Origin of the sequence: Vibrio aquimaris (genome assembly GCF_009363415.1) — a bacterium.
Classification (GTDB): Bacteria; Pseudomonadota; Gammaproteobacteria; order Enterobacterales; family Vibrionaceae; genus Vibrio; species Vibrio aquimaris.
The window spans coordinates 2,430,212-2,452,107 of record NZ_CP045350.1 but is presented as its reverse complement, the minus strand read 5'-3'; the positions used below and the strand labels follow the sequence as shown (position 1 = coordinate 2,452,107).

Here is a 21,896-nt window from a genome sequence, read left to right as displayed (position 1 = left end):
TTTCATGGCTCTGAAAAAGTATCTTGAAGACATTGAACATCATTTTGAGCCTGGTGGTAAGCATGAAAAATGGTTTGCTCTGTACGAAGCTGTTGCGACAGTATTCTATACTCCAGGTCTAATTACGAAGAAAAGTTCGCATGTTCGTGACAGCGTTGACCTAAAACGCATCATGATCATGGTTTGGTTAGCGGTTTTCCCTGCGATGTTCTGGGGAATGTATAACGCTGGTGGCCAAGCTGTAGCGGCCTTAAATCATATGTATGCTGGTGATGAGTTTGCCTCAATTGTTGCTGGCAACTGGCACTACTGGCTGACGGAAATGTTCGGCGGTACTCTTGCTGCCGATGCAGGCTGGGGCAGTAAAATGCTCTTGGGTGCGACTTACTTCCTACCTATTTATGCGACAGTATTTGTTGTTGGTGGTTTCTGGGAAGTACTTTTCTGTATGGTGCGTAAGCACGAAGTTAACGAAGGTTTCTTTGTGACTTCCATTTTGTTCGCACTCATTGTTCCTCCAACGCTTCCTCTGTGGCAAGCAGCCCTTGGTATTACTTTCGGTGTTGTGGTTGCTAAAGAGATCTTTGGTGGTACAGGTCGTAACTTCTTAAACCCTGCGCTTGCTGGTCGTGCGTTCTTATTCTTTGCTTACCCAGCACAAATTTCCGGAGACGTAGTTTGGACTGCTGCTGATGGCTTCTCTGGTGCCACAGCTTTGAGTCAATGGGCTCAAGGTGGTAACGGTGCTTTAATGAATACTGTTACCAGTGCTCCAATTACTTGGATGGATGCGTTTATTGGTAACATTCCAGGTTCTATTGGTGAAGTGTCTACTTTAGCGCTAATGATTGGTGCAGCAATGATCGTATATATGCGCATTGCGTCGTGGAGAATCATCGCTGGTGTCATGATTGGTATGATTGCAACAGCAACATTATTCAATCTAGTCGGCTCAGATACTAACCCAATGTTCAATATGCCATGGCATTGGCACCTAGTTTTGGGTGGCTTTGCATTCGGTATGTTCTTTATGGCGACAGATCCGGTATCTGCTTCGTTCACTAACAATGCTAAATGGTGGTACGGAATACTTATTGGTTTGATGTGTGTGTTGATTCGTGTTGTGAATCCGGCTTACCCAGAAGGGATGATGCTTGCGATTCTATTTGCGAATCTGTTTGCACCTTTGTTCGACCATATAGTTATCGAGAAGAACATCAAGCGGAGATTAGCACGTTATGGCAAGTAATAACGACAGCATTAAAAAGACGCTGGGTGTTGTTATCGGGTTGAGCCTTGTTTGTTCAATCATAGTATCAACAGCCGCTGTAGGTTTGCGAAATCAACAAAAAGCGAACGCTGTTCTGGATAAGCAAACTAAAATTATCGAAGTTGCTGGTATCGATACTGACGGAAAAAAAGTCCCTGAGCTTTTCTCTGAATTTATTGAAGCGCGTTTGGTTGATTTCAAAACTGGTGATTTTGTTGACGGCGACGCTGCAACCTATGACCAGCGTAAAGCAGCTAAAGATCCAGCCTCGTCAATTAAGTTAAGTCCGGACGAAGACCAAGCTAAGATACTTCGACGAGCTAACGTAGGTACTATTTATCTCGTTAAGCAAGACGATACTGTGACTCGTGTTATTTTACCTGTTCATGGTAACGGCTTATGGTCAATGATGTACGCGTTTGTTGCCGTAGAAACAGATGGCAACACAGTGTCAGGGATTACCTATTACGAGCAAGGTGAAACACCTGGACTTGGTGGTGAGGTTGAAAACCCATCATGGAGAGCTCAGTGGGTCGGCAAGAAATTGTTCGATGAAAACCATAAACCCGCAATTAAAGTCGTTAAAGGTGGTGCTCCGGCTGGTTCTGAGCATGGTGTCGATGGTCTATCTGGGGCAACATTAACCAGTAAGGGCGTTCAACACACATTTGACTTCTGGTTAGGAGACATGGGCTTTGGCCCGTTCCTAGCAAAAGTTCGTGACGGAGGTCTGAACTAATGTCTAGTGCACAAAACGTTAAAAAGAGCATTTTAGCGCCTGTATTGGATAACAACCCAATTGCGCTTCAGGTTCTTGGTGTATGTTCTGCGCTTGCAGTAACAACCAAACTGGAAACTGCATTTGTTATGACTCTAGCGGTGACGTTTGTAACTGCTATGTCTAACTTCTTCGTTTCTTCGATTCGTAACCACATCCCAAATAGTGTGCGTATTATTGTCCAAATGGCAATTATCGCCTCTCTTGTTATCGTGGTTGACCAAATACTTAAAGCCTATCTTTACGATATTTCTAAACAGCTTTCGGTATTCGTCGGTCTTATCATAACCAACTGTATCGTAATGGGCCGTGCGGAAGCATTCGCAATGAAATCAGCACCACTACCTTCTTTCATTGATGGTATCGGTAACGGTTTGGGTTATGGCTTCGTTCTTATCACTGTTGGTTTCTTCCGCGAATTGCTTGGCTCAGGCAAGCTATTTGGTATTGAAGTGTTGCCTCTAGTGAGCAATGGTGGTTGGTATCAGCCTAACGGTTTGATGCTACTTGCCCCATCTGCGTTCTTCTTAATCGGCTTCCTGATTTGGGCAATCCGTATTCTTAAGCCAGAACAAGTAGAAGCGAAGGAGTAAGAGAGTCATGGAACATTACATTAGTCTGTTAGTTAAATCGATTTTTATCGAGAACATGGCTTTGTCGTTCTTCTTGGGTATGTGTACTTTCCTTGCCGTATCTAAGAAAGTAAAGACCTCTTTCGGTCTTGGTGTTGCTGTTGTTGTGGTACTGACTATCTCAGTACCCGTCAACAACTTAGTATACAACCTAGTTCTTAAAGAGAATGCCTTGGTTGCTGGGGTTGACCTTAGCTTCCTAAACTTCATTACCTTTATCGGTGTTATCGCGGCTCTAGTACAGATCCTTGAAATGGTGTTGGACCGCTTTTTCCCACCTTTGTATAACGCGCTTGGGATCTTCCTGCCATTGATCACAGTAAACTGTGCGATCTTTGGTGGTGTGTCTTTCATGGTTCAACGTGATTACAACTTTGCAGAGTCTGTCGTTTATGGATTCGGCTCAGGTGTGGGTTGGATGCTAGCGATTGTCGCTCTTGCAGGTATCCGAGAGAAAATGAAGTATTCTGATGTACCTCCCGGATTACGTGGTCTTGGTATCACATTTATATCCGTAGGTCTAATGGCGTTGGGCTTTATGTCTTTCTCTGGTGTTCAACTGTAAGTCGGGTAGACCGCAACAATAAAGGAATAGTCAATGGATATTATTCTTGGTGTAGTGATGTTTACTCTGATTGTACTGGTTTTAGTACTAGTGATTCTTTTCGCTAAATCTAAGCTTGTACCAACAGGTGACATTACAATTTCTGTTAACGATGACCCTTCATTGGCCATTGTTACACAACCAGGTGGTAAATTACTGAGTGCGCTAGCAGGTGCCGGCGTATTCGTATCTTCTGCTTGTGGTGGCGGTGGCTCTTGTGGCCAGTGCCGGGTAAAAATCAAATCAGGCGGTGGTGACATCTTGCCTACCGAGCTTGACCACATTACAAAAGGTGAAGCGCGCGAAGGTGAGCGTTTAGCCTGTCAGGTCGCAATGAAAACTGACATGGATATTGAACTTCCTGAAGAGATTTTTGGTGTTAAAAAGTGGGAGTGTTCTGTTATTTCTAACGATAACAAAGCAACTTTCATTAAAGAGCTAAAGCTTCAGATCCCTGATGGTGAGTCAGTACCTTTCCGTGCTGGTGGATACATTCAGATTGAAGCGCCAGTGCATCACGTTAAGTATGCGGATTTCGATATTCCTGATGAGTATCGTGAGGATTGGGATAAGTTTAATTTGTTCCGTTATGAATCTAAGGTTAATGACGAAACTATTCGTGCTTATTCAATGGCTAACTATCCGGAAGAAGAAGGCATCATTATGCTTAACGTCCGTATTGCTACGCCTCCGCCGAACAATCCTGATGTTCCACCTGGCATTATGTCTTCGTATATCTGGTCACTAAAAGAAGGTGATAAGTGTACAATTTCAGGACCGTTTGGTGAGTTCTTTGCTAAAGATACTGACAATGAAATGGTATTTGTTGGTGGTGGTGCAGGTATGGCTCCAATGCGTTCTCATATCTTTGACCAACTGAAGCGTCTCAAATCTTCACGTAAGATGTCTTTCTGGTACGGTGCTCGTTCTAAGCGAGAAATGTTCTATGTAGAAGACTTCGATGGATTGCAAGCAGAGAACGACAACTTTGTATGGCACTGTGCTCTGTCTGATCCAATGCCCGAAGATAATTGGGATGGCTATACAGGCTTCATTCACAACGTTCTGTATGAAAACTACCTGAAGGACCATGAAGCGCCTGAAGACTGTGAGTATTACATGTGTGGTCCACCAATGATGAATGCTGCTGTTATCGGTATGCTGAAAGACCTTGGTGTAGAGGATGAAAATATCCTCCTCGATGACTTTGGTGGCTAACACTTTAAGTTATTGATATCTATGGCTGGCCTACAAGGTCAGCCATTATTTTTTCCTATGCTGTAATTTAAAAGTGATGATAGAAGATGAATCTTGAGTCCAGATTTATGTACTATTTTCATTTCACCATAAGGAGTCAAACAAGTGAAAAAATGGCTTGTTGTTTTTGCTTCTCTTTTCATTATTGCCGGCTGTCAAAAGCCCGTTGATCAAGTCCATCTTAGTGGCCCTACTATGGGCACGACATACAACATTAAATACATTGTTGCCGAAGACCAGCCCACTCCTGATGTGGTACAGAAAGAAGTAGATCGCTTACTTGAGCAAGTGAATGATCAGATGTCGACCTATCGAACTGATTCTGAATTAAGTCGTTTTAATCAAAGTGAAAGCTCGCAACCTTTTGAAGTTTCGCCGCAAACAGCAACTGTAGTGAAAGAGGCTATCCGTCTTAATAATCTGACATTGGGGGCTTTGGATGTCACCGTTGGTCCACTGGTGAACCTATGGGGCTTTGGGCCTGAAGCACGCCCTGAAGTGGTGCCAAGCAACGATGAGCTTAAAAAACGCAAAGCAGAAACGGGAATTGAGCACTTAAGTGTAAAAGGTAATGCGTTGTCGAAAGATATTCCAAACTTGTATGTTGACCTTTCAACCATTGCAAAAGGCTGGGGTGTTGATGTGGTAGCGGATTATATTGAGTCGCAAGGCATACTAAATTACATGGTTGAAGTCGGCGGTGAGATGCGTCTCAAAGGCTTAAATCGCGAAGGGGTTAAGTGGCGAATAGCGATAGAAAAGCCCACGGTTGATGAGCGAGCCATACAGGAAATCATCGAGCCAGGAGATATGGCGATTGCCACGTCAGGTGATTATCGTAATTACTTCGAAAAAGAAGGTGTGAGATACTCCCATATAATTAATCCACAAACTGGGAAACCCATTAATCATAAAGTTGTTTCTGTTACTGTACTCGATAAATCCTCTATGACGGCTGATGGTCTAGCAACGGGCTTAATGGTGCTTGGAGAGGATAGAGGTATGAAGGTCGCCAACGACAAAAGTATACCCGTATTTATGATTGTAAAATCGAGTGATGGCTTCATAGAACTGGCGTCAGACGCGTATAAGCCATATATTAATAAATAATAATTAGTGAGTATGTTGTTATGAGTACATTTCTGATCACCTTTGGTGTGTTTATCGCCTTTATAATGGCGATGTCTGTCGGCTATATCTTTCAAAAGAAAGTGGTGAAAGGCAGCTGCGGTGGGCTAGGGGCTGTCGGTGTAGATAAAGTATGTAATTGTCCTGAACCTTGCGATGCACGTAAAAAACGCGAAGCAAGAGAAGCGCTCAGAGCTGAAAAGCTGGCCGCATGGGAAAAAGACCGCATAGCATAAAATATTTAAGCTCGGCATTTTGTCGGGCGTAAATATTCCAGATCTGACTTAACTATCCTCAAACTTTGTCGTAAAAGACCTCCTTCTCCGCTTTCATGAGTCTGTATATACGGCTTATTCATCATAATTACATGACTTATAATACTTATTTTTAAAATAAGTCAGTAGTCTATTTTGTCGTCTTTATCTTCCTCGTTATTTAGCTTTAAAGGCCAGTGTTGAATCTTGTTCAATAGAAGAAATGTCCCAAAGCGTATTCGTTCGCTGTCGTCGAGACCGCCGGTATAAAGTCAAAGAGCCAATAGCAGGGACTTCCTGTACCGTCGATCACTACGTTAAAAGACGTCTTCAAGATTTACCTGTGAGTGGGCGGTCTTGTACGATTGAGGTTGAGCTGACTCAAACTAGAGACAAAGAAAGACGACGGTTGATTGAAGAGACTGAATATGTGGCTAAAGGTGGTCGTTATACCGCTCGATTTTGCAATTTCATCAGTGGCTTATGTCGCCACATGAGCATACATAACGTCTCTCAACATTTAGGAATTCGCTGGGAAACAGTAAAAAATATCGATAGGGAATATTTGCGTTCAAGCAAAATTAGAGAAACGACTCGCAAGCCACCTAGCACACATCTCATCTCAAAAGTCGGTTATCAAACCTGCATAAAATGCAAACGAGACAGAACCGACTATGTCGATAGTTAAGTTTCTGCCGACTCAGAGCCCTACATTGCCTGCACCTGCCAAATCCCATTTATTGACCGATAATCTTTAAGCAAGGTTTTGTCTAAAAAGCCTTTCATCTCCTCCCGACTGCTCCAGCGAACCACTTTCTTTAAGTTCGGATCGTAATAGTACAGATACCCACTAGGGCTAAAAATACCTTTCGCTTTTGTAGAGACAACAGCAATCGCATGAGAGCCACTATTCGCTCTCACCTGCACCACATAATAACGTGTTGTATCACTTAGCTTGTTAAACTCAGCTTTCAATCCTATCAAATCAATATTGTCAGTGGATCTCACTACCTTAATATTGCGAACTCTCATTAACATGATTTTCTTTGTTTTCTGAGAAGTTAAGGAATCAATAGCGGGTGTTCTCGCCATGACTAATGCCACTGATTCATTAGGATGGTTTTGCATAAAATTCGTTTGCGTTAACAGCATTTGTATATTTTTCTGCGCCTTTAACTGCTCCGTACACTCAAGTTGTGCTTGTTGCTGACAATGAGATTGATAGAATGCATCGTTCTCGGTCGCTGCGTGAGCGGTGGCGCACCACAATTCGCCGTAATTTGTCCCCCGCATCATTTGGCCTAGCCATGCCGTTGTTAAAGATTTGCAAATATCCGGTTGATACCGATTTGCTTCATACAATGTTATACTCATTATAGTCCTAGCCCTTTTTTGTATTCTGTCGATACAGACCACCATGGGTTTACCCGTGGATGAATGCTCCAAATCACGATCGCGAAGCGGTTACTTTGGGTTAAAGTTCTAGCTTTAGCGTTGGCCTTTCCAGGGGAGTCTACATTAATTGTCTATGGGTTCTATTTCGCCCAATCAATATGAATATAGTTGAGTTTTGGTGTTTATTCACAATAACCAGGCCATTGCGTTTCTTGGGGTAATTAACCAAAAGATTAATTTATTCGTAAGCATCAGCTCAGCCCCTGCCACTCTTTGGATTAAGAAGAAAAATTGACCTCATGTACTTGCTTGTCATTGTGCTTGCGGGTCGTTACACCTAGTCACAGCACAACCAGGTTTTGTCGCAAAGTTTTGCGTTGTCGGTTAAGATTTGCTCAATATCTGTAGTGGACCGCAAACAAAATCACTCGGACCTGATTACATCCGAGTTTTTGGACCCGAATTAAGTAAGAATAAAAGGGTAAGCCGACCCGAGAGCAAGTGACTCGGACCCACTTTATTTGATAACTGAATTCATAAGTTTTTGTGCCTACGACAACTCATTCTATAGAGATAGGATCAAGAGGGAATCTGGTTCCGCATAATTTTTCGATTCTTACCCTGTTTGTAATCCTCCTTATAAGCAGTTGCCATTTCAGCGATCTGACCGCGACATTTTAAGATATCTTGATATGCGGGGAGTAATTCACGACCACAAATATTTAAGATCATTTCCATTCGCTGAAAATCTACAGGACTCGATTTACCTTCTCCAATTATTTCGTCAAGGTATTGGACAGAAATGCGTTACTAAAAATTGAACATTAGCAATTCATGAATAACTTTTTATAAGGCAAATATTGCCAGTTAATACGACTTCGTGCAGTGCGCACTTTGCGCCCTTATGTTTAATGCCGCTTACGTCTATTCTAAATCGCAAATAATAAACTCTTTCAATTTAGAGAGAGTTAACTGTGAAGTATCATGAAATGACTAAAAGCTATGTTTTTCGTGAGTTTGAATGCGGACTATCTGTCGAACAGGCAGCGATGCTTTGTTTGAAAAGTGTGAGGACTTTCCAAGAGTGGGACAAAGGAAAAGAAATCCCAAAAGAGTGTAGAAGATTGAAGCGCAATCAATGTCGTCTAGAATTGTCTTATAATAAAGAGTAGCATGGCTTCAGAATGCGTAAATGCCAATTAGAACTACCTACAGGGCAACTAGTAACACCACAGCAAATTTTAGCAGGAATTACATTGCTAGAGATTAATTCATAGCTATAAATTGAAACATCTACAAAGTTAATATAAATGGCAAGGGCAATATCAAAAATTAGATAGTTAATGATTTAAATGAGGCGTTCCGCCTCATTTTTTAAGATGCCAAAGCTAGTTCATTATGTGTGATAAGGAAGTCACTGAGGCAGGGAGGGGTAGTCGCGTATTGGGATAAGGCAGACAAAATGTTGCCATCATTCACCATTAATTTAGGTTTAACATTTAAATTTACTAAATTACTTTGTTTGTTATTTAGTTCATAACTCAATTTATCTAAAAATATTCTCATGAACTGAATAATGTATTTACCGCGACAAGAACTAGCTCCACCGTTATCTCTCAGAGCATTGGTAGCTGTGCCAAGTTCTGCATCATTTACTTCACCTGAGTTAGGGAACATTTTACCTAATTTGCCCAAGTCATACTTTGGAATAATACTGTCGAGTTCAATATCCACAAAGTCGGTGATCTTAGTGCTGTTTAAATTAAGTGAAATCGAATCATCTTTTTCACCGAGTTTAATTTGCAGCATTATCCACGCATTCAAGCAAATAATCTCATTTTCTAACTTTTTATAAGTAGAATTAAACATTTCAAGGATTTCATCATAATCCTTTTTACTATTTACCGAACATATTCCGTATTCATCACTCAGTATCTTACGAAAAGTAGCATCATTTACATAAAAATTCTCAACAGAGTGGCATGGAGTAAAGTAAATATTTCTTTGTGTAATGTCAGAAAAATCGAAATCTCGATCAGCGAAATATAGTATATTAACTCCTTTTAGATTAGCATTACTCTCGACAGTTTTTTTCAAAGAAAAAAGATTACCTTTACCTTTACAAGGAACATTTCGTCTAGTTTTACTTTTAAAAACTGAATCGATGCGAGCACCGTAGTATTTAGCATCTTCGCCTTCAAATACACATATTATTGCATCGGGTTCAGATGAGTGAGCCTTTAAGAGTCTAATCAAACCAACAACAGGGAGATTTGCCATCCCTTTCATCATTTCTTTTCTATTTGACATTTACACCTCGCAATAAGTAACGTTGAGGCTGTCAGTAAGAGAATCCAAGCTGTTTTGGAATATGAATGGGGAATGTGTAGCCGCCAACATATATCCACACTTATCGGAATGAAGAATATCCGGTAACAACTCAGTCTGCCATTCAATAGAGAGTGAAAGTTCTGGCTCATCAAAGAGAATAGCGTAGCTACTATTTTTCTCTAGATACAGTTTTGAAAAGATTGAAACTAATTGCTTTTCACCGGAAGATAAGTTGTCCAACTCTACTTCTGATTCTGAGCGATTATTTATAATCGTTATTTCTACTTTACTTTCGTTATAGATAAAGGTTTTATTGACCAAATATTTATTAGATACGTAGACAAACTCTTTTATTGCGTCATCCAACTCTTTTTGCTCAAAATACACATCAATTAGATTACTAAGAATAAATACCAGAGGATGATAGCGTTCTTGTTCAATGGTTTTATTTTCAACAAGCTCCAATATTCTGTTTTTTGTCTCACTGGAAATACTATCTCCAACGCGATCAAGAACAATTTTCAATGCTTCAGTGTTTTTGATTTTTTTGAACTGTTCTGCTGTGGCAACATAATCTGTGGTTAGCTGGGTCAACATTCGACCATTTAGATTTGTATACAAACTAACAGCAGAATCTCTTAATTCATTTCTGACATTTTTAAATCGCTGTTTAACATCGCTCATTCCGAAGTTTATCAATGAATCACTAAAATCATTCTCATAGGAACCTAAATTAGAAAGGTCTTCTTCTACACGTCTATATGTAGGTAGGTATAATATCTTTAAATCAAAATGTTTATCAACATATTCATTCCACATCTTATAACGAGAGTTTAATGTAATTTGTGAGTTGTAATGCGTATATCCAACTCTACACGCATCATACATTTCACGGCTACTCATTGGTATTTTATACATATACCCTTTAGAACGAATATAGTTTGCAAATGAAGAGAATGATAGCGACGCTGCACGTTTGGTAAGCTCGAGCACAATCTCGCGCGGAATGTATCTACTAATTTCTCTTAGTTGAGGTTCAAAAAATACTTCATCAAGATTTAGTTCTTCAACTTCTTCTTTTGTAATAGTTAAAGGCTCAGATCCATAAAACTTAATTTCAATTTTTCCAAAACAAATGTTGTTGAGCTTCTCAAACTGTTTATTCAGTACATAGTACATACAGTTTAGTAGAGTCGTTTTACCAGAACCGTTATCTCCGACTAGAATCTTGACGTTACCGTTCATGTCTAAGCTAATGTTTCTCTCGTTGTGGAGACCAAGTATTCTGAAATGCTCTATTACGGGGTCTATTTGATGAAGTTCCATAGTGTTCCTATTGGTATTAACTGACGTATACAACGAGATGATAAACCGAACACCCACTTAAATGAAAGTGGTTTGTATGAATATGTGTGCATAATATTGATATTGTTAATATTAGATTTTCACCCCGTATTACATCTCGGGTATTAACAGCCAACAGCATGAGAAGAATGGATAACTTGTAATAAGGCAAAAGCCCATAAACAGGATGTTAATAAGCAAAGGGGCTAACACACTTTGGGGCAAAACCTTCTCAGAGCGAAAGACAAACGACGACAAAAAAGCATCGGGAAGTTTGCAACTTTATTTTCACAATTGGCTTTTGGTAGCCATGATAGAAGCGGGTTTCGGGGTAGACAGTTTTTATTTTTATTGTTCAGCGACAGTGCATAAACAACGTCTTCTGCCTTGGTGTACCAGTAAAATTACAATATACTGTGTTTATATACAGTTTTTGGGTTTTGTCGATTCATGGAGCAAGGCAAAATAAGGAAAATTATCCATATTGATATGGATTGCTTTTACGCTGCGGTAGAGATGCGTGACAATCCAAGCTATCGCTCTCTACCTTTGGCTGTGGGAGGTAGGGAAAAGCAAAGGGGAGTGATATCGACCTGTAATTATGAGGCGAGAAAGTACGGAGTTAAAAGTGCTATGCCAACGGGGAAAGCCTTGACCCTATGCCCGAATCTTGTAGTGATTCCGGGTCGAATGCAGGTTTATAAGCAAGTTTCGCAGCATATCCGACGAATTTTTTCTCGCTATACTTCTCTGATTGAGCCTTTGTCCTTAGATGAAGCCTATTTAGATGTGACCGACTGTCCGCTTTATAAAGGTTCAGCAACGCTCATTGCCGAGGCTATTAGACGTGATATTGCGAAAGAACTTAATCTGACCGCATCAGCAGGCATTGCACCGATTAAATTTTTGGCAAAAGTGGCTTCAGATCTAAATAAGCCCAATGGACAATATGTAATACCGCCAAGTCATGTACAACATGAAGTGGATAAATTGCCACTGGAAAAAATCCCAGGTGTTGGAAAAGTGAGCTTAGCTAAGCTCAACAAAGCGGGCTTATATACTTGCTCGGATATCAAAAACAGTGATTATCGCAATTTACTGTTAGGCTTTGGTCGTCTCGGCGCTTCTTTATGGACGAAAAGCCACGGCATTGACAACCGGCCTGTTATTGTCGAGAGAGAGCGTAAATCTGTAGGGGTGGAAAGCACATTGACTCAAAATATTATGACATTTGATCAGTGTTGGCAGGTTATTGAAAGTAAACTGTTTCCTGAACTTGAAATAAGGCTCAGCAAAGTTTCTCCTGAAAAAATGATATTAAAGCAAGGTATTAAGCTTAAGTTTGCTGATTTTCAACAAACTACTATAGAACATCTGCATTCACAGCTGGATCTTGGCGATTTTAAAGGCTTGCTTCGCGATATTCTCAAGCGGCAAAAAGGTCGCGAGATTCGCCTACTTGGCCTAAATGTGATGCTCAAACCCGAAGAAGGATCTCAGCAACTAAGCTTTTTCTAAACTTTTCTTCCTCGATACGACTTCATCAAGAACTTGTTGGTAGGCACAATGGCCAAGCTTGCCAAACCCCGTCAATTTCTTGGCTTTTATCTTGGTAAAGCAAGGAGTTGGAATGCCACAAAGAAATTTAGTTTTCACACTATCCGATAATACTTCTGATGTGAGATTTTCTAATTCTTGTAACCAATTATTCAATTCTGATGTTGGTATATTTGAGTTTACCTTCTCTGGCCAAGGTTTGGTCTCTTCTTTACACACACTACAGTGACCGCATTGTTGCGGCGCATTGGGATCAGAAAAGTAAGATGCTAAAGCGTAACTTAAACACTGATTTGATTTAAACAGTTTAAGCAGAGTGTGAATTCGTTCGATATCGCAAGACTCTTTGTCTTTAAACAAAGACCATAGTTTCTGAGCTATCTTCTCTTTGTCATCGCTAATATCATCAACTCGATACACTTCGGTCATTAGCTTACTTTCGAGGTCAATCCATCCTTGCTGATGAAAATAATCCAGTGCGGCTATCGCTCGGTTTCTTTCACCTTGATAGGTATTCCATAAATGATCAAAGTCTACTTGATTCCATATTTTAGCGCTGGAAACACTATCAAACAGCGCTTGAGTAAATGTTCGCCTTTCACCATTAAAGCGGCTTATGATGTCATTTTTAGTTATTAGAAACTTAAACCGATATTGTGCAAAATAGGTATACTGAGCGCAGATAAGCCCATGTAATTCCATATAAACCAGTAAGGTTTTGAGAGGTAATGGGCGAATGTTACTTTCACTAGACAACCTGGAAACGACGATCTCCCATTGGGGAGCAGAGGAGGAGGCTTGCTTAATGATATTGAGGATTTCGCCATATTCAGGCGTATCACCATAAATATAATTTTCTAAAGTACAAAGTCCTTCCTCGTTGGCAAGCAATACGCACTGTGAAGAAAGACCATCTCTGCCTGCTCGGCCAATTTCCTGAGCATAGTTTTCTATAGATTTGGGCAAATCGAAATGAATAACTCGGCGAATATCCGCTTTGTCTACCCCCATTCCAAAGGCGATGGTCGCGACGATACAATCTGTGTGACCTGCCATAAAGGCGTGTTGAATGTTTTCTCTTTGTTCACTCTCAAGGCCAGCATGATAGGCTACAGCATTGATGCCCCTGGAGAGCAGCATCTTGGCCAACGTTTCGGCAGTATTTTGCTGAGTGACATAAATAATGGTGGAGAGTGTAGGCGTTTGATTGAGCAACGAGAGTAACACCGTTTCCTTTTGGTTTACTTGGCATGGCAGTACTGACAATTCGAGATTTTGCCGATAAAAGCCAGTGACAGTAATATCATTTTTTTCAATCGCGAACTTATTGCTCATATCATCCAGTACTGCTTGAGTGGCTGTTGCAGTGAGAAGCAACACCTGAGGTATGGAAAGTTGCTGCTGAATTTGAGGGAGCTTTAGATAATCAGGTCGAAAGTTATGTCCCCACTCTGAGATGCAGTGTGCTTCGTCAACAACTAGTAGAGATATGGATTGTTGAGATAAAAAATGACGAAAACGTTCATTCTTCATTCGCTCTACCGACACCATCAAAATACGGATCTCACCAGTTTGAACACCACTCATTGTGGCCTGAACGTCTTCTTTAGTCTGACCAGAATGAAGTGAGGCTGCTTTGATCCCTTTACTTTTAAGAAAAGTAAGCTGGTCTTTCATTAGCGCGAGCAATGGAGAGATCACAAGGGTGAGATTAGGAAGACACAAAGCAGAAAGCTGGTAGCAGAGGGACTTTCCTGAGCCCGTTGGAAAGATAGCTGCACATGACTTTCCGCTCAATACCTTATCTATGACTTGGTATTGTCCTTCTCTTAATTGCTCAAAACCAAAGCACTGTTGCAGTTTTTGGTAGATGATTTGTTGGTTATTTGAAGTCTGCATTTTTGCTATCGGTATGACTTGGGCTCATGAAATAGTATTCTAAAGAGATTATCAGTTGAGGAATATGATTTTAGTATGAATAAGTTTGAGCTACTGCAAACAATATTACTCGAGATGGAAAAGTCGCTCGTCATTGCTCAAAGCGCAACCCAAAGAGCGATTGAATCGGCAACAGATGAAGAGACGGTTCCTGAGCATAAATATGACACTTTGGCATTAGAGGCTTCTTATTTGGCACATGGGCAAGCCATGAGAGTTGAAGAGTGTGAGCGCGAACTGAGCGTGATGAAACAGATGCAATTACCGAAAAATGCCGAATCAGTGATGCTTGGCTGTTTAGTTTCGCTTTTTGACGATGATGACCAAGCTCAATACTTTTTTATTGCACCATGTTCAGGCGGACTGAAAATTGACTATCAAGCAAAGCGAGTCATGTTAGTCACACTTAGTTCACCATTAGGAAAGGCATTAAACGGTAAGTTAGTGGGAGATGACGTGGACTATCAAGTTGGACCAAAGAGTTTCTATTATCAAATCGATACAATAATTTGACGTAAGCAGGTGAATTGTTTGCTAGGGTTTGGAAGTATTTAATAAAGCGAGATAAAAATGAAACAAGTACTTTGGATGATCCCTTTACTTATGGTGGTAAACCAAGTGGTAGCTGATCAGTGCAGTGTCGATCTAAAAAATGATATTCGATTGAATAATGAAAGGTTGGAAATACATCAGCCAGACGGTAACACTGCGGTGCTAGATTCGAACAATCGATTGTTGATTCAAGGAGAAGAAGTCACTCTTAAATCTGAACAAACACAAGCAATATCCGACTATCGTGCTCATTTAAATGATTATCTACCACAAGCTAAGCAAATAGCTCGTGATGGGCTTGCACTGGCCAATGATATTATCGATGATGTTGCAAAAAGCTTTGATACGCCTAAAGCTTTTGAAGGAGTTAAAGCTTCGATGCAAGAGTTTTACGCCAATATTGAACAAAGGTATTACAAAGAAGGAGATTTGATTTTACCCGCAGACAGTTTTTCTTCTTTGAGTGAAACTTGGAACCAAGACTTGGAAGAGGCTAAAAAGCTTTTTAATAAAGAGTTTATATCCAGCGCCTTTACAGCCATGTCTGAGAAAATGAAAGCTGAAGATGGCCTTAATCTTACTCAAATGGCTGACACTATGAGTGAGCTTAAAGAGCGTATCTCTGCAAGGTTGAAAAAGCATGCTGGTGAAGTTGAGCAACAAAGCCAAGAGTTTTGTGATTCTTTGGGGGAACTTGCAGAAGAAGAGCAAGAGCTGCACCAGATTATTCCTCAGCTTCAAGATTACCAAGTGTTTACTATTTAGATACTTATTTAATAGCCTTGCTTACTTTTAGATAGAGCGCATTGAGCGCTCTTTCCTTCTGTACCTTCACTCTTTTGTCTTTTTATCAGAGACCCATTGACTAGCTGATTATTTGTGTAAACAAATATTTACGATCTGTGATGTTATTTTTTGCTGAGTAACTGCTGACTAGCGCCTGATACCACTAGAGAGAAATCAGTGATTGTAATATTGTACTAGCCAACTAGTTTGTGAATGCAGTATTTTTAGTTTTATGGTAGCAAAAGATAATAGTAAATCTCGGGAACACTTTGGCTCTCGATTGGGTTTTATTTTAGCGGCAGCAGGTGCCGCGGTCGGATTGGGTAATATTTGGGGATTTCCGACTCAAGCGGCGAGCAATGGTGGAGGAGCGTTTTTACTGGTCTACCTAGTCATGATTTTGGTTGTCGCTTTTCCCATGCTTGTGGTTGAGATGGCGATTGGTCGCCATGGACAAGCCAACCCTGTGGATAGTATGCGAGCTCTGACACCTAATTTAGCGATGAAAAAATTTGGTGCTATGGTTGGCTGGATTGGTCTGAGTGTCCCTAGTATGGTACTTGCCTTTTACAGCATTGTTGGCGGTTGGCTTATCTGCTTTCTCCTTGGTGCTATCACTGAAATTCTAGGTCTAGAGTCTGCGACGAAATGGCTTCAAGGGTTTAGTATAGAGCGCAATTTATTTGGCACTCTTGCTTTTTATGTACTGACGATTTTGATCGTCCAAGGCGGTGTAAAGCAAGGTATTGAGAAATGGTCAACGCGTCTGATGCCCGCACTATTTGTTCTGTTTGGACTACTTTTTGTTTACATCATGACTCAGAGTGGAGCGACAGAAGGGTTAAAGCATTATTTGGTTCCCGACTTTAGTAAGGTGATGGATGGCAAATTGATCTTGGCAGCTATGGGCCAAGGTTTCTTCTCCTTGACCATAGGTGGTTGTTCTATGTTGATTTATGGCTCCTACCTGAGTAAGAAAGAAAACCTACCCAAGATGGCGATGCATGTCACTCTTGTTGATACTTCTGTGGCTTTTATTGCAGGATTGGTGGTTATGCCTGCGATGTTTGTTGCTATGTACAAAGGAGTTCAGATCTATGCAGAAGATGGGACGTTACTTAGCTCAGACACCTTAGTGTTTACTGTTCTACCTTTAATGTTTGATAGCCTAGGACTGTTAGGCCAGTTATTTGCTATTGTATTTTTCACACTACTGACGATCGCCGCTTTAACTTCATCCATCTCAATGCTGGAGTGTCCAGTAGCTCTAGTGAGTGAAAGACTGGGTACCAAACGCAGTTCGACCAGCTGGATTTTGGGAGGCTTGATTGCGCTATTTAGTACAGTGATCGTGTTCAATTTTGGTAACCTCTTTGGTCTCGTTGCCACATTGGCGACTCAATATGTTCAGCCAGTAGCTGCACTTTTATTTTGTGTATTTGGTGGCTGGGTTTGGAATCGAAGTTCGAAAATCAAAGAATTAGAGCAAGGATGTCCAGATTTTACTCTCGGTTGGTTCGGAAAACTTTGGCCTGTATACGTTAAGTTTGTTTGTCCTGTACTAGTTGCTACGGTTATTTGGGCATCATTTAGCTAAATAAAATGGCTAGCAACGCCTCATTTGGTATGAGGTGTTGCTAGTTGGGTTGAGTAATTTGTCCTGTGGTGAGTGGCTCAAGATCAGCGTCTGAGACCTCATCAATAAAATCGCCTACCACTTGCTCTACTTGCTGATCGTCTTCTTCAAAATAGGCGAGGTGGAAGATGGCATCACCTTCATTGACCAGTGGCAAGGTTTGTTGCCCGATGACAATCCCCCCTTTACGCGCTTTTAAAGCGATTTCACTGTGGCCTAAGGGCGCACTAATATAGGCGAGCACTTGCCCTCGAGTGACCTTTTCTCCGAGCGTAACCATAGTTCTCAAAATGCCATTACTTTCCGCTCTAAGCCAGTTGGTCGATTTGGCTATTACTGATGTTGGTAAAGTCTTTCTGCTTTTTCGCAGCATTCCTATTGCTTGCATCACGCGCTTAACCCCCAAAAAACCAGCATTTATACATATGGGTTCAAAGCGCAGCGCCTCTCCAGCTTCATAGGTAAGCACAGGAATATTGAGTTGTTCTGCTTCACTGCGCAGTGAACCGGGCCGTAATGGGGCATCAATAATAACCGGAGTTGCGAAAGCTTGTGCAATACGCAGTGTCTCAGCATTAGTCAGGTTGGCACGAATTTGCGGTAAATTAGTCCGGTGAATTGAGCCTGTATGCAGATCAAGGATGTAATCGCAACGCTTCGCTACTTGAGAGAAGAAAGTGTGAGCCATACGAGAGGCGAGAGAGCCTTTTTCACTACCGGGAAAGCAGCGGTTAAGATCTCGCCTGTCGGGAAGGTAACGTGATTTGTGAATGAAACCAAAAACGTTAACTATAGGGACCGCAATGAGTGTACCTTTGAGTTTATCGATCTCTATGGTGTCTATTAGCTGGCGAACAATTTCAACGCCATTCAGCTCATCGCCATGGATGGCAGCGTTAACCATAAGTACAGGACCAGCCAATCTTCCATGAATTATTTCTACTGGGAAGGATAGAGGAGAGTGCGTATAGAGTTTGGCAGCCTCCAATTCAATGACTTTTCTCTCGCCGGGTAATATTGATTGACCGAGAAACTCAAATACGTGATTTTTTTTAGCCTTTGCCACGAGTTTGTGTCCTTTTGCTTGCTGCGTTTTTTTGGATAAATTCAATGATCATTCCAGCAATGTCTTTTCCAGTTGCAGCTTCGATACCTTCTAAGCCCGGAGAGGAGTTAACTTCCATAACCAATGGCCCTCGAGAAGATCTCAATAGATCGACACCAGCAACATTTAGTCCCATTATTTTAGCTGCTGCAACAGCAGTTCGGCGCTCTTGTGGAGTAATTTTTGTTAAAGATGCACTGCCACCGCGATGCAAATTAGAGCGAAACTCTCCTTCTGCCCCTTGGCGTTTCATGGACGCAATCACTTTATCTCCGAGAACAAAGCAGCGTACATCGGCCCCTTCGGCTTCTTTGATGTACTCCTGCACCATAATGTTTGCTTTGAGGCCCATAAAAGCTTCAATCACACTTTCAGCCGCTTTACGTGTCTCTGCCAGCACTACACCTATGCCTTGAGTACCTTCGAGTAGCTTGATAACAACAGGAGTTCCGCCCACCATCTCTAAGAGATCTTTAACATCATCAGGCTTACTGGCAAAACCTGTGATTGGCATCCCTACACCTTTACGCGATAACAGCTGCATTGAACGAAGTTTGTCGCGCGAGCGAGTGATAGCAACGGATTCGTTGACAGGGTAGACACCCATCATTTCAAACTGACGCAGAACAGCTGTACCATAGAAAGTGACCGAAGCACCGATTCTTGGGATCACGGCATTGAATCCAGAAAGTTCTTCCCCTTTGAAATGGATCTGAGGCTTGTCTGAGTTGATATTCATGTAACAACGCAGGGCATCAATCACTTTGACTTCATGTCCTCTATCTTGTGCCGCTTCTATTAAACGTTGAGTAGAATACAACTTAGCATTACGTGATAGGATACCTATTTTCATTGGCTGCTGTCCTCAAAGGGGATTAAATATGACTGGTTTGGATCAACGACAATTCGTTTTCCCATAGCTGTTCTTCCTAGAAGCATGCGAAATGACATATTTTCACGATTGGTGAGAGTGATTTCTATCGGCCAAGTTTCTCCTCCCAGTGAACACATTGACTCAATAACGTAGCGCGACTCTTCATGTCCTCCTGAATCTCTGACGACTCGCTCATCAATAATAGCGGCTTCACAAATGATTTCTTCTTCGGTGTTGCGTTGTATAGGATGAATCCAAAACCGAACCCAAGGCGCATTGTGCTTCTCAAATTTTTCCATTTTAAAGGTGTGAAGGCATGAAGTGCGTGCCCCCGTATCCACTTTGGCATTTATTTGGGCTATTCCAAGTTCAGGCAGACTCAGTGTCTCTCGCCAACCAAGCACCATTTTTTCTTTGATCACTATTCTAACCCTAACCACGATTTGAGTACCCATGTTAACAAGTTGTTTTTTATGATAAAAATATTGTTAAGAATGGCTATCTGTCTGTTCTAACTAAGGGGCTATCCTAGCAATATAGGAGAGATTGGACGAACAGAAAAGCTCATCGTGACGACAAATAATATTTATCGGTGGGAATAGGATAAATGATGTGTTGAAGGGGAGATACGATAGGTTGCACACATACAGAGGCGCTTTGTTTACCCCTGTAGTGCACTATTAATTGAAGTTGACGGGATCACCTTTTTTCTGGAATGGCTTCGAGCAAAGCCACCATTTGTTCCCAATAAAGAGCAACAGTGTCAATTTTGACTTTCTCATCAGGAGAATGAGGAAATTTGATGGTTGGGCCGAATGAGACCATATCCATATTAGGGTAAGGCTTTTTGAATAACCCACACTCTAAGCCCGCGTGTATTACCATAATGTTTGGCTTGTGACCGTATATGCCTTGATACATCTCGCGGAAGATTGACATGATTTCTGAGTCGGGATCTGGTTTCCACCCCGGGTAGGCACCGGAAAATTCAATGTCTGCATTAGCAAGTTCAGCAACTGAACTCAACATACTTTCGACTTGACTACGTCCTGAATCAATTAAAGAACGCACCAGACAAAGTATCTTGATGGTGTTTTCTTGCGTGCTGATTACACCCACATTAAGAGAGGTCTCAACGACGCCTTCGATGTCATCACTCATGCGAATGACGCCATTCGGGCATGCATTAAGTGCTGCTATAAAGCGTTGCTGATCGGCGATTGCAATCACTTCTTGGCTCGATTCAACGTTTTGATTTAGTGAAATGATGCTAGGTTCAGTATTTCCCAACTCTTGCTGTATTTGGTTTGTATACGCTTCAAATAAGTCTGACAATTTAGATTCATTGTCAGTTGGGATCGCAATGGTCACAAAAGCTTCGCGCGGAATAGCATTACGCAGTGTTCCACCGCGAAATTCAATTAAGCGTAGGTCGAGCTCTTGGGCGTGGCCTGCGAGAAAACGAGCGATGAGTTTATTGGCATTACCACGCCCTGTATGTATGTCACAGCCAGAGTGACCGCCTTTTAGCCCCTTCAATGTCAGTTGGCGAATTGTGTAGCCACTTGGAACGGCTTCACGCTGAATATCGAAGGAGATTTCACCATCTACACCGCCAGCGCAGCCCATATAAACTTCGCCTTCCTGCTCGGAGTCGGTATTGAGTAATATTTCACCTTCTAGCCATCCCGCCTCAAGCCCGAAGGCTCCTGTCATACCCGCTTCTTCATCGATAGTCAGTAAAACTTCTAGTGGTCCATGTTTTATGTCATCGGAAGCCAGTACAGCTAAGCACGATGCCATCCCCATGCCATTGTCAGCACCGAGAGTTGTACCTTTCGCTGTTACCCATTCGCCATCAATATATGGTTGGATTGGATCTTTAGCAAAATCGTGATCTGTGTCCTCATTTTTCTGCGGCACCATGTCGATGTGAGCTTGAAGTACCACGCCTTTTTTATGTTCCATTCCCGGAGTTGCGGGCTTTTTGATAAAAACATTACCCACAGGATCTCGCCGGACATCTAGATTTTGTTCTTTTGCCCAGTTGACTATGTACTGGGCCAATGCTTCTTCATGCTTAGAAGGATGAGGAATTGAGCAAATTTTATCGAAAAACTGCCATACGACGCTTGGTGATAAGCCGCTAACTTCAGAATGAAATTCAGACACAGGTGACTCCTTTACTGTGATAGTGCCAAGACTTGGGCATGTAATGCTAAAAGCTCGTTGGCATACATGGCTCTGGTTGGCGCACGAATTAGAACATTTGAGAATATCATTCATTACTACAACCTAGTAGTAAAAGTGAACAAAAAACCGTTTTATCATGATTATTGTCAGAATCATTGATATGATATTAATTGCTCATTATGGGAAGTTTATAACTGATATTGATGTAATTTAATTACAATTTCTATGCGTGAAACTCTTATTTTATTAAGTTTTTGTGACT

The 21,896-nt window shown here is 41.5% G+C and carries 19 protein-coding genes and 2 pseudogenes; 13 read left to right on the top strand and 8 right to left on the bottom strand.

What is annotated here, in order from left to right:
* Positions 1–4 precede the first annotated feature (4 nt).
* From FIV01_RS11330 to FIV01_RS11295, 8 genes and pseudogenes are all read left to right on the top strand, one after another.
* Positions 5–1,249, top strand: a complete 1,245-nt coding sequence (locus FIV01_RS11330; RefSeq protein ID WP_152431094.1) for an NADH:ubiquinone reductase (Na(+)-transporting) subunit B — start codon at positions 5–7, stop codon at positions 1,247–1,249.
* Positions 1,239–2,009: a Na(+)-translocating NADH-quinone reductase subunit C gene (locus FIV01_RS11325; RefSeq protein ID WP_152431093.1), complete on the top strand. Its 771-nt coding sequence runs from the start codon at positions 1,239–1,241 to the stop codon at positions 2,007–2,009. The genes FIV01_RS11330 and FIV01_RS11325 overlap by 11 nt, the downstream gene beginning before the upstream one ends.
* Entirely contained in the window at positions 2,009–2,641 is a 633-nt protein-coding gene (locus FIV01_RS11320; RefSeq protein ID WP_152431092.1) for an NADH:ubiquinone reductase (Na(+)-transporting) subunit D, read from the top strand. The genes FIV01_RS11325 and FIV01_RS11320 overlap by 1 nt, the downstream gene beginning before the upstream one ends.
* 7 nt (positions 2,642–2,648) lie before the next feature.
* Complete coding sequence (nqrE, locus tag FIV01_RS11315; protein WP_152431091.1) at positions 2,649–3,245, top strand: NADH:ubiquinone reductase (Na(+)-transporting) subunit E; 597 nt, start codon at positions 2,649–2,651, stop codon at positions 3,243–3,245.
* A gap of 33 nt (positions 3,246–3,278) precedes the next feature.
* Entirely contained in the window at positions 3,279–4,502 is a 1,224-nt protein-coding gene (gene nqrF / locus FIV01_RS11310) for an NADH:ubiquinone reductase (Na(+)-transporting) subunit F (protein WP_152431090.1), read from the top strand.
* Between the two features lie 144 nt (positions 4,503–4,646).
* On the top strand, positions 4,647–5,651 hold the full coding sequence (locus tag FIV01_RS11305) for an FAD:protein FMN transferase (RefSeq protein ID WP_152431089.1): 1,005 nt from the start codon (positions 4,647–4,649) through the stop codon (positions 5,649–5,651).
* Between the two features lie 20 nt (positions 5,652–5,671).
* Positions 5,672–5,905: a (Na+)-NQR maturation NqrM gene (gene nqrM / locus FIV01_RS11300; RefSeq protein ID WP_152431088.1), complete on the top strand. Its 234-nt coding sequence runs from the start codon at positions 5,672–5,674 to the stop codon at positions 5,903–5,905.
* 174 nt (positions 5,906–6,079) lie between these two features.
* Positions 6,080–6,500, top strand: a pseudogene (locus FIV01_RS11295) (helix-turn-helix domain-containing protein); the annotation flags it as partial.
* Positions 6,501–6,631: 131 nt separating this feature from the next.
* Here the strand turns inward: FIV01_RS11295 and FIV01_RS11290 are convergent.
* Positions 6,632–7,297: a hypothetical protein gene (locus FIV01_RS11290; protein WP_152431087.1), complete on the bottom strand. Its 666-nt coding sequence runs from the start codon at positions 7,295–7,297 to the stop codon at positions 6,632–6,634.
* Between the two features lie 995 nt (positions 7,298–8,292).
* Here FIV01_RS11290 and FIV01_RS20755 point away from each other — a divergent pair.
* Positions 8,293–8,592, top strand: a pseudogene (locus tag FIV01_RS20755) (regulator); the annotation flags it as partial.
* 100 nt (positions 8,593–8,692) lie between these two features.
* On the opposite strand, the gene FIV01_RS11280 reads toward FIV01_RS20755, so the two are convergent.
* Together FIV01_RS11280 and FIV01_RS11275 are read right to left on the bottom strand one after the other, a co-directional pair.
* A complete protein-coding gene (locus tag FIV01_RS11280; RefSeq protein ID WP_152431086.1) occupies positions 8,693–9,628 on the bottom strand; it encodes a DUF4435 domain-containing protein in 936 nt (311 codons plus the stop codon).
* Entirely contained in the window at positions 9,629–10,975 is a 1,347-nt protein-coding gene (locus tag FIV01_RS11275; RefSeq protein WP_152431085.1) for an AAA family ATPase, read from the bottom strand.
* A 468-nt stretch (positions 10,976–11,443) separates the two neighbouring features.
* Between FIV01_RS11275 and dinB the strand changes: the two genes are divergently transcribed.
* Positions 11,444–12,511, top strand: a complete 1,068-nt coding sequence (gene dinB, locus FIV01_RS11270; protein ID WP_152431084.1) for a DNA polymerase IV — start codon at positions 11,444–11,446, stop codon at positions 12,509–12,511.
* Here the strand turns inward: dinB and FIV01_RS11265 are convergent.
* Positions 12,497–14,449, bottom strand: a complete 1,953-nt coding sequence (locus FIV01_RS11265) for a RecQ family ATP-dependent DNA helicase (protein WP_152431083.1) — start codon at positions 14,447–14,449, stop codon at positions 12,497–12,499. The two genes, dinB and FIV01_RS11265, sit on opposite strands and share 15 nt — an antisense overlap.
* A 75-nt stretch (positions 14,450–14,524) precedes the next feature.
* On the opposite strand from FIV01_RS11265, the gene FIV01_RS11260 reads away from it, so the two are divergent.
* From FIV01_RS11260 to FIV01_RS11250, 3 genes are all read left to right on the top strand, one after another.
* Positions 14,525–15,001, top strand: coding sequence for a GreA/GreB family elongation factor (locus FIV01_RS11260; protein WP_152431082.1), 477 nt, complete (start codon positions 14,525–14,527; stop codon positions 14,999–15,001).
* Positions 15,002–15,058: 57 nt separating this feature from the next.
* Positions 15,059–15,805: a YggN family protein gene (locus FIV01_RS11255; RefSeq protein WP_152431081.1), complete on the top strand. Its 747-nt coding sequence runs from the start codon at positions 15,059–15,061 to the stop codon at positions 15,803–15,805.
* A gap of 253 nt (positions 15,806–16,058) precedes the next feature.
* A complete protein-coding gene (locus FIV01_RS11250; protein WP_152431080.1) occupies positions 16,059–17,423 on the top strand; it encodes a sodium-dependent transporter in 1,365 nt (454 codons plus the stop codon).
* A gap of 40 nt (positions 17,424–17,463) precedes the next feature.
* Here FIV01_RS11250 and FIV01_RS11245 read toward each other — a convergent pair whose 3' ends face one another.
* From FIV01_RS11245 to FIV01_RS11230, 4 genes are all read right to left on the bottom strand, one after another.
* Positions 17,464–18,528, bottom strand: a complete 1,065-nt coding sequence (locus FIV01_RS11245) for a succinylglutamate desuccinylase/aspartoacylase family protein (protein ID WP_152431079.1) — start codon at positions 18,526–18,528, stop codon at positions 17,464–17,466.
* Positions 18,515–19,420 carry a 30S ribosomal protein S6--L-glutamate ligase gene (gene rimK / locus FIV01_RS11240; protein WP_152431078.1) on the bottom strand — a complete coding sequence of 302 codons (906 nt, stop codon included), beginning with the start codon at positions 19,418–19,420 and terminating at the stop codon, positions 18,515–18,517. The genes FIV01_RS11245 and rimK overlap by 14 nt, the downstream gene beginning before the upstream one ends.
* Positions 19,417–19,860 (bottom strand): ATP-dependent zinc protease family protein, encoded by a 444-nt coding sequence (locus FIV01_RS11235; protein WP_152431721.1) that lies wholly within the window; start codon positions 19,858–19,860, stop codon positions 19,417–19,419. Before FIV01_RS11235 ends, rimK begins: the two co-directional genes overlap by 4 nt.
* Positions 19,861–20,140: 280 nt before the next feature.
* Positions 20,141–21,613, bottom strand: a complete 1,473-nt coding sequence (locus FIV01_RS11230) for an aminoacyl-histidine dipeptidase (protein WP_152431077.1) — start codon at positions 21,611–21,613, stop codon at positions 20,141–20,143.
* Positions 21,614–21,896 lie beyond the last annotated feature (283 nt).

Bases quoted from the DNA above. Each gene is read 5' to 3' on its own strand.
- FIV01_RS11330 (WP_152431094.1), top strand. From the start codon at position 5: ATGGCTCTGAAAAAGTATCTTGAAGACATTGAACATCATTTTGAGCCT.
- FIV01_RS11325 (WP_152431093.1), top strand. From the start codon at position 1,239: ATGGCAAGTAATAACGACAGCATTAAAAAGACGCTGGGTGTTGTTATC.
- FIV01_RS11320 (WP_152431092.1), top strand. From the start codon at position 2,009: ATGTCTAGTGCACAAAACGTTAAAAAGAGCATTTTAGCGCCTGTATTG.
- nqrE (WP_152431091.1), top strand. From the start codon at position 2,649: ATGGAACATTACATTAGTCTGTTAGTTAAATCGATTTTTATCGAGAAC.
- nqrF (WP_152431090.1), top strand. From the start codon at position 3,279: ATGGATATTATTCTTGGTGTAGTGATGTTTACTCTGATTGTACTGGTT.
- nqrM (WP_152431088.1), top strand. From the start codon at position 5,672: ATGAGTACATTTCTGATCACCTTTGGTGTGTTTATCGCCTTTATAATG.
- FIV01_RS11290 (WP_152431087.1), bottom strand. From the start codon at position 7,297: ATGAGTATAACATTGTATGAAGCAAATCGGTATCAACCGGATATTTGC.
- FIV01_RS11280 (WP_152431086.1), bottom strand. From the start codon at position 9,628: ATGTCAAATAGAAAAGAAATGATGAAAGGGATGGCAAATCTCCCTGTT.
- FIV01_RS11275 (WP_152431085.1), bottom strand. From the start codon at position 10,975: ATGGAACTTCATCAAATAGACCCCGTAATAGAGCATTTCAGAATACTT.
- dinB (WP_152431084.1), top strand. From the start codon at position 11,444: ATGGAGCAAGGCAAAATAAGGAAAATTATCCATATTGATATGGATTGC.
- FIV01_RS11265 (WP_152431083.1), bottom strand. From the start codon at position 14,449: ATGCAGACTTCAAATAACCAACAAATCATCTACCAAAAACTGCAACAG.
- FIV01_RS11260 (WP_152431082.1), top strand. From the start codon at position 14,525: ATGAATAAGTTTGAGCTACTGCAAACAATATTACTCGAGATGGAAAAG.
- FIV01_RS11255 (WP_152431081.1), top strand. From the start codon at position 15,059: ATGAAACAAGTACTTTGGATGATCCCTTTACTTATGGTGGTAAACCAA.
- FIV01_RS11250 (WP_152431080.1), top strand. From the start codon at position 16,059: ATGGTAGCAAAAGATAATAGTAAATCTCGGGAACACTTTGGCTCTCGA.
- rimK (WP_152431078.1), bottom strand. From the start codon at position 19,420: ATGAAAATAGGTATCCTATCACGTAATGCTAAGTTGTATTCTACTCAA.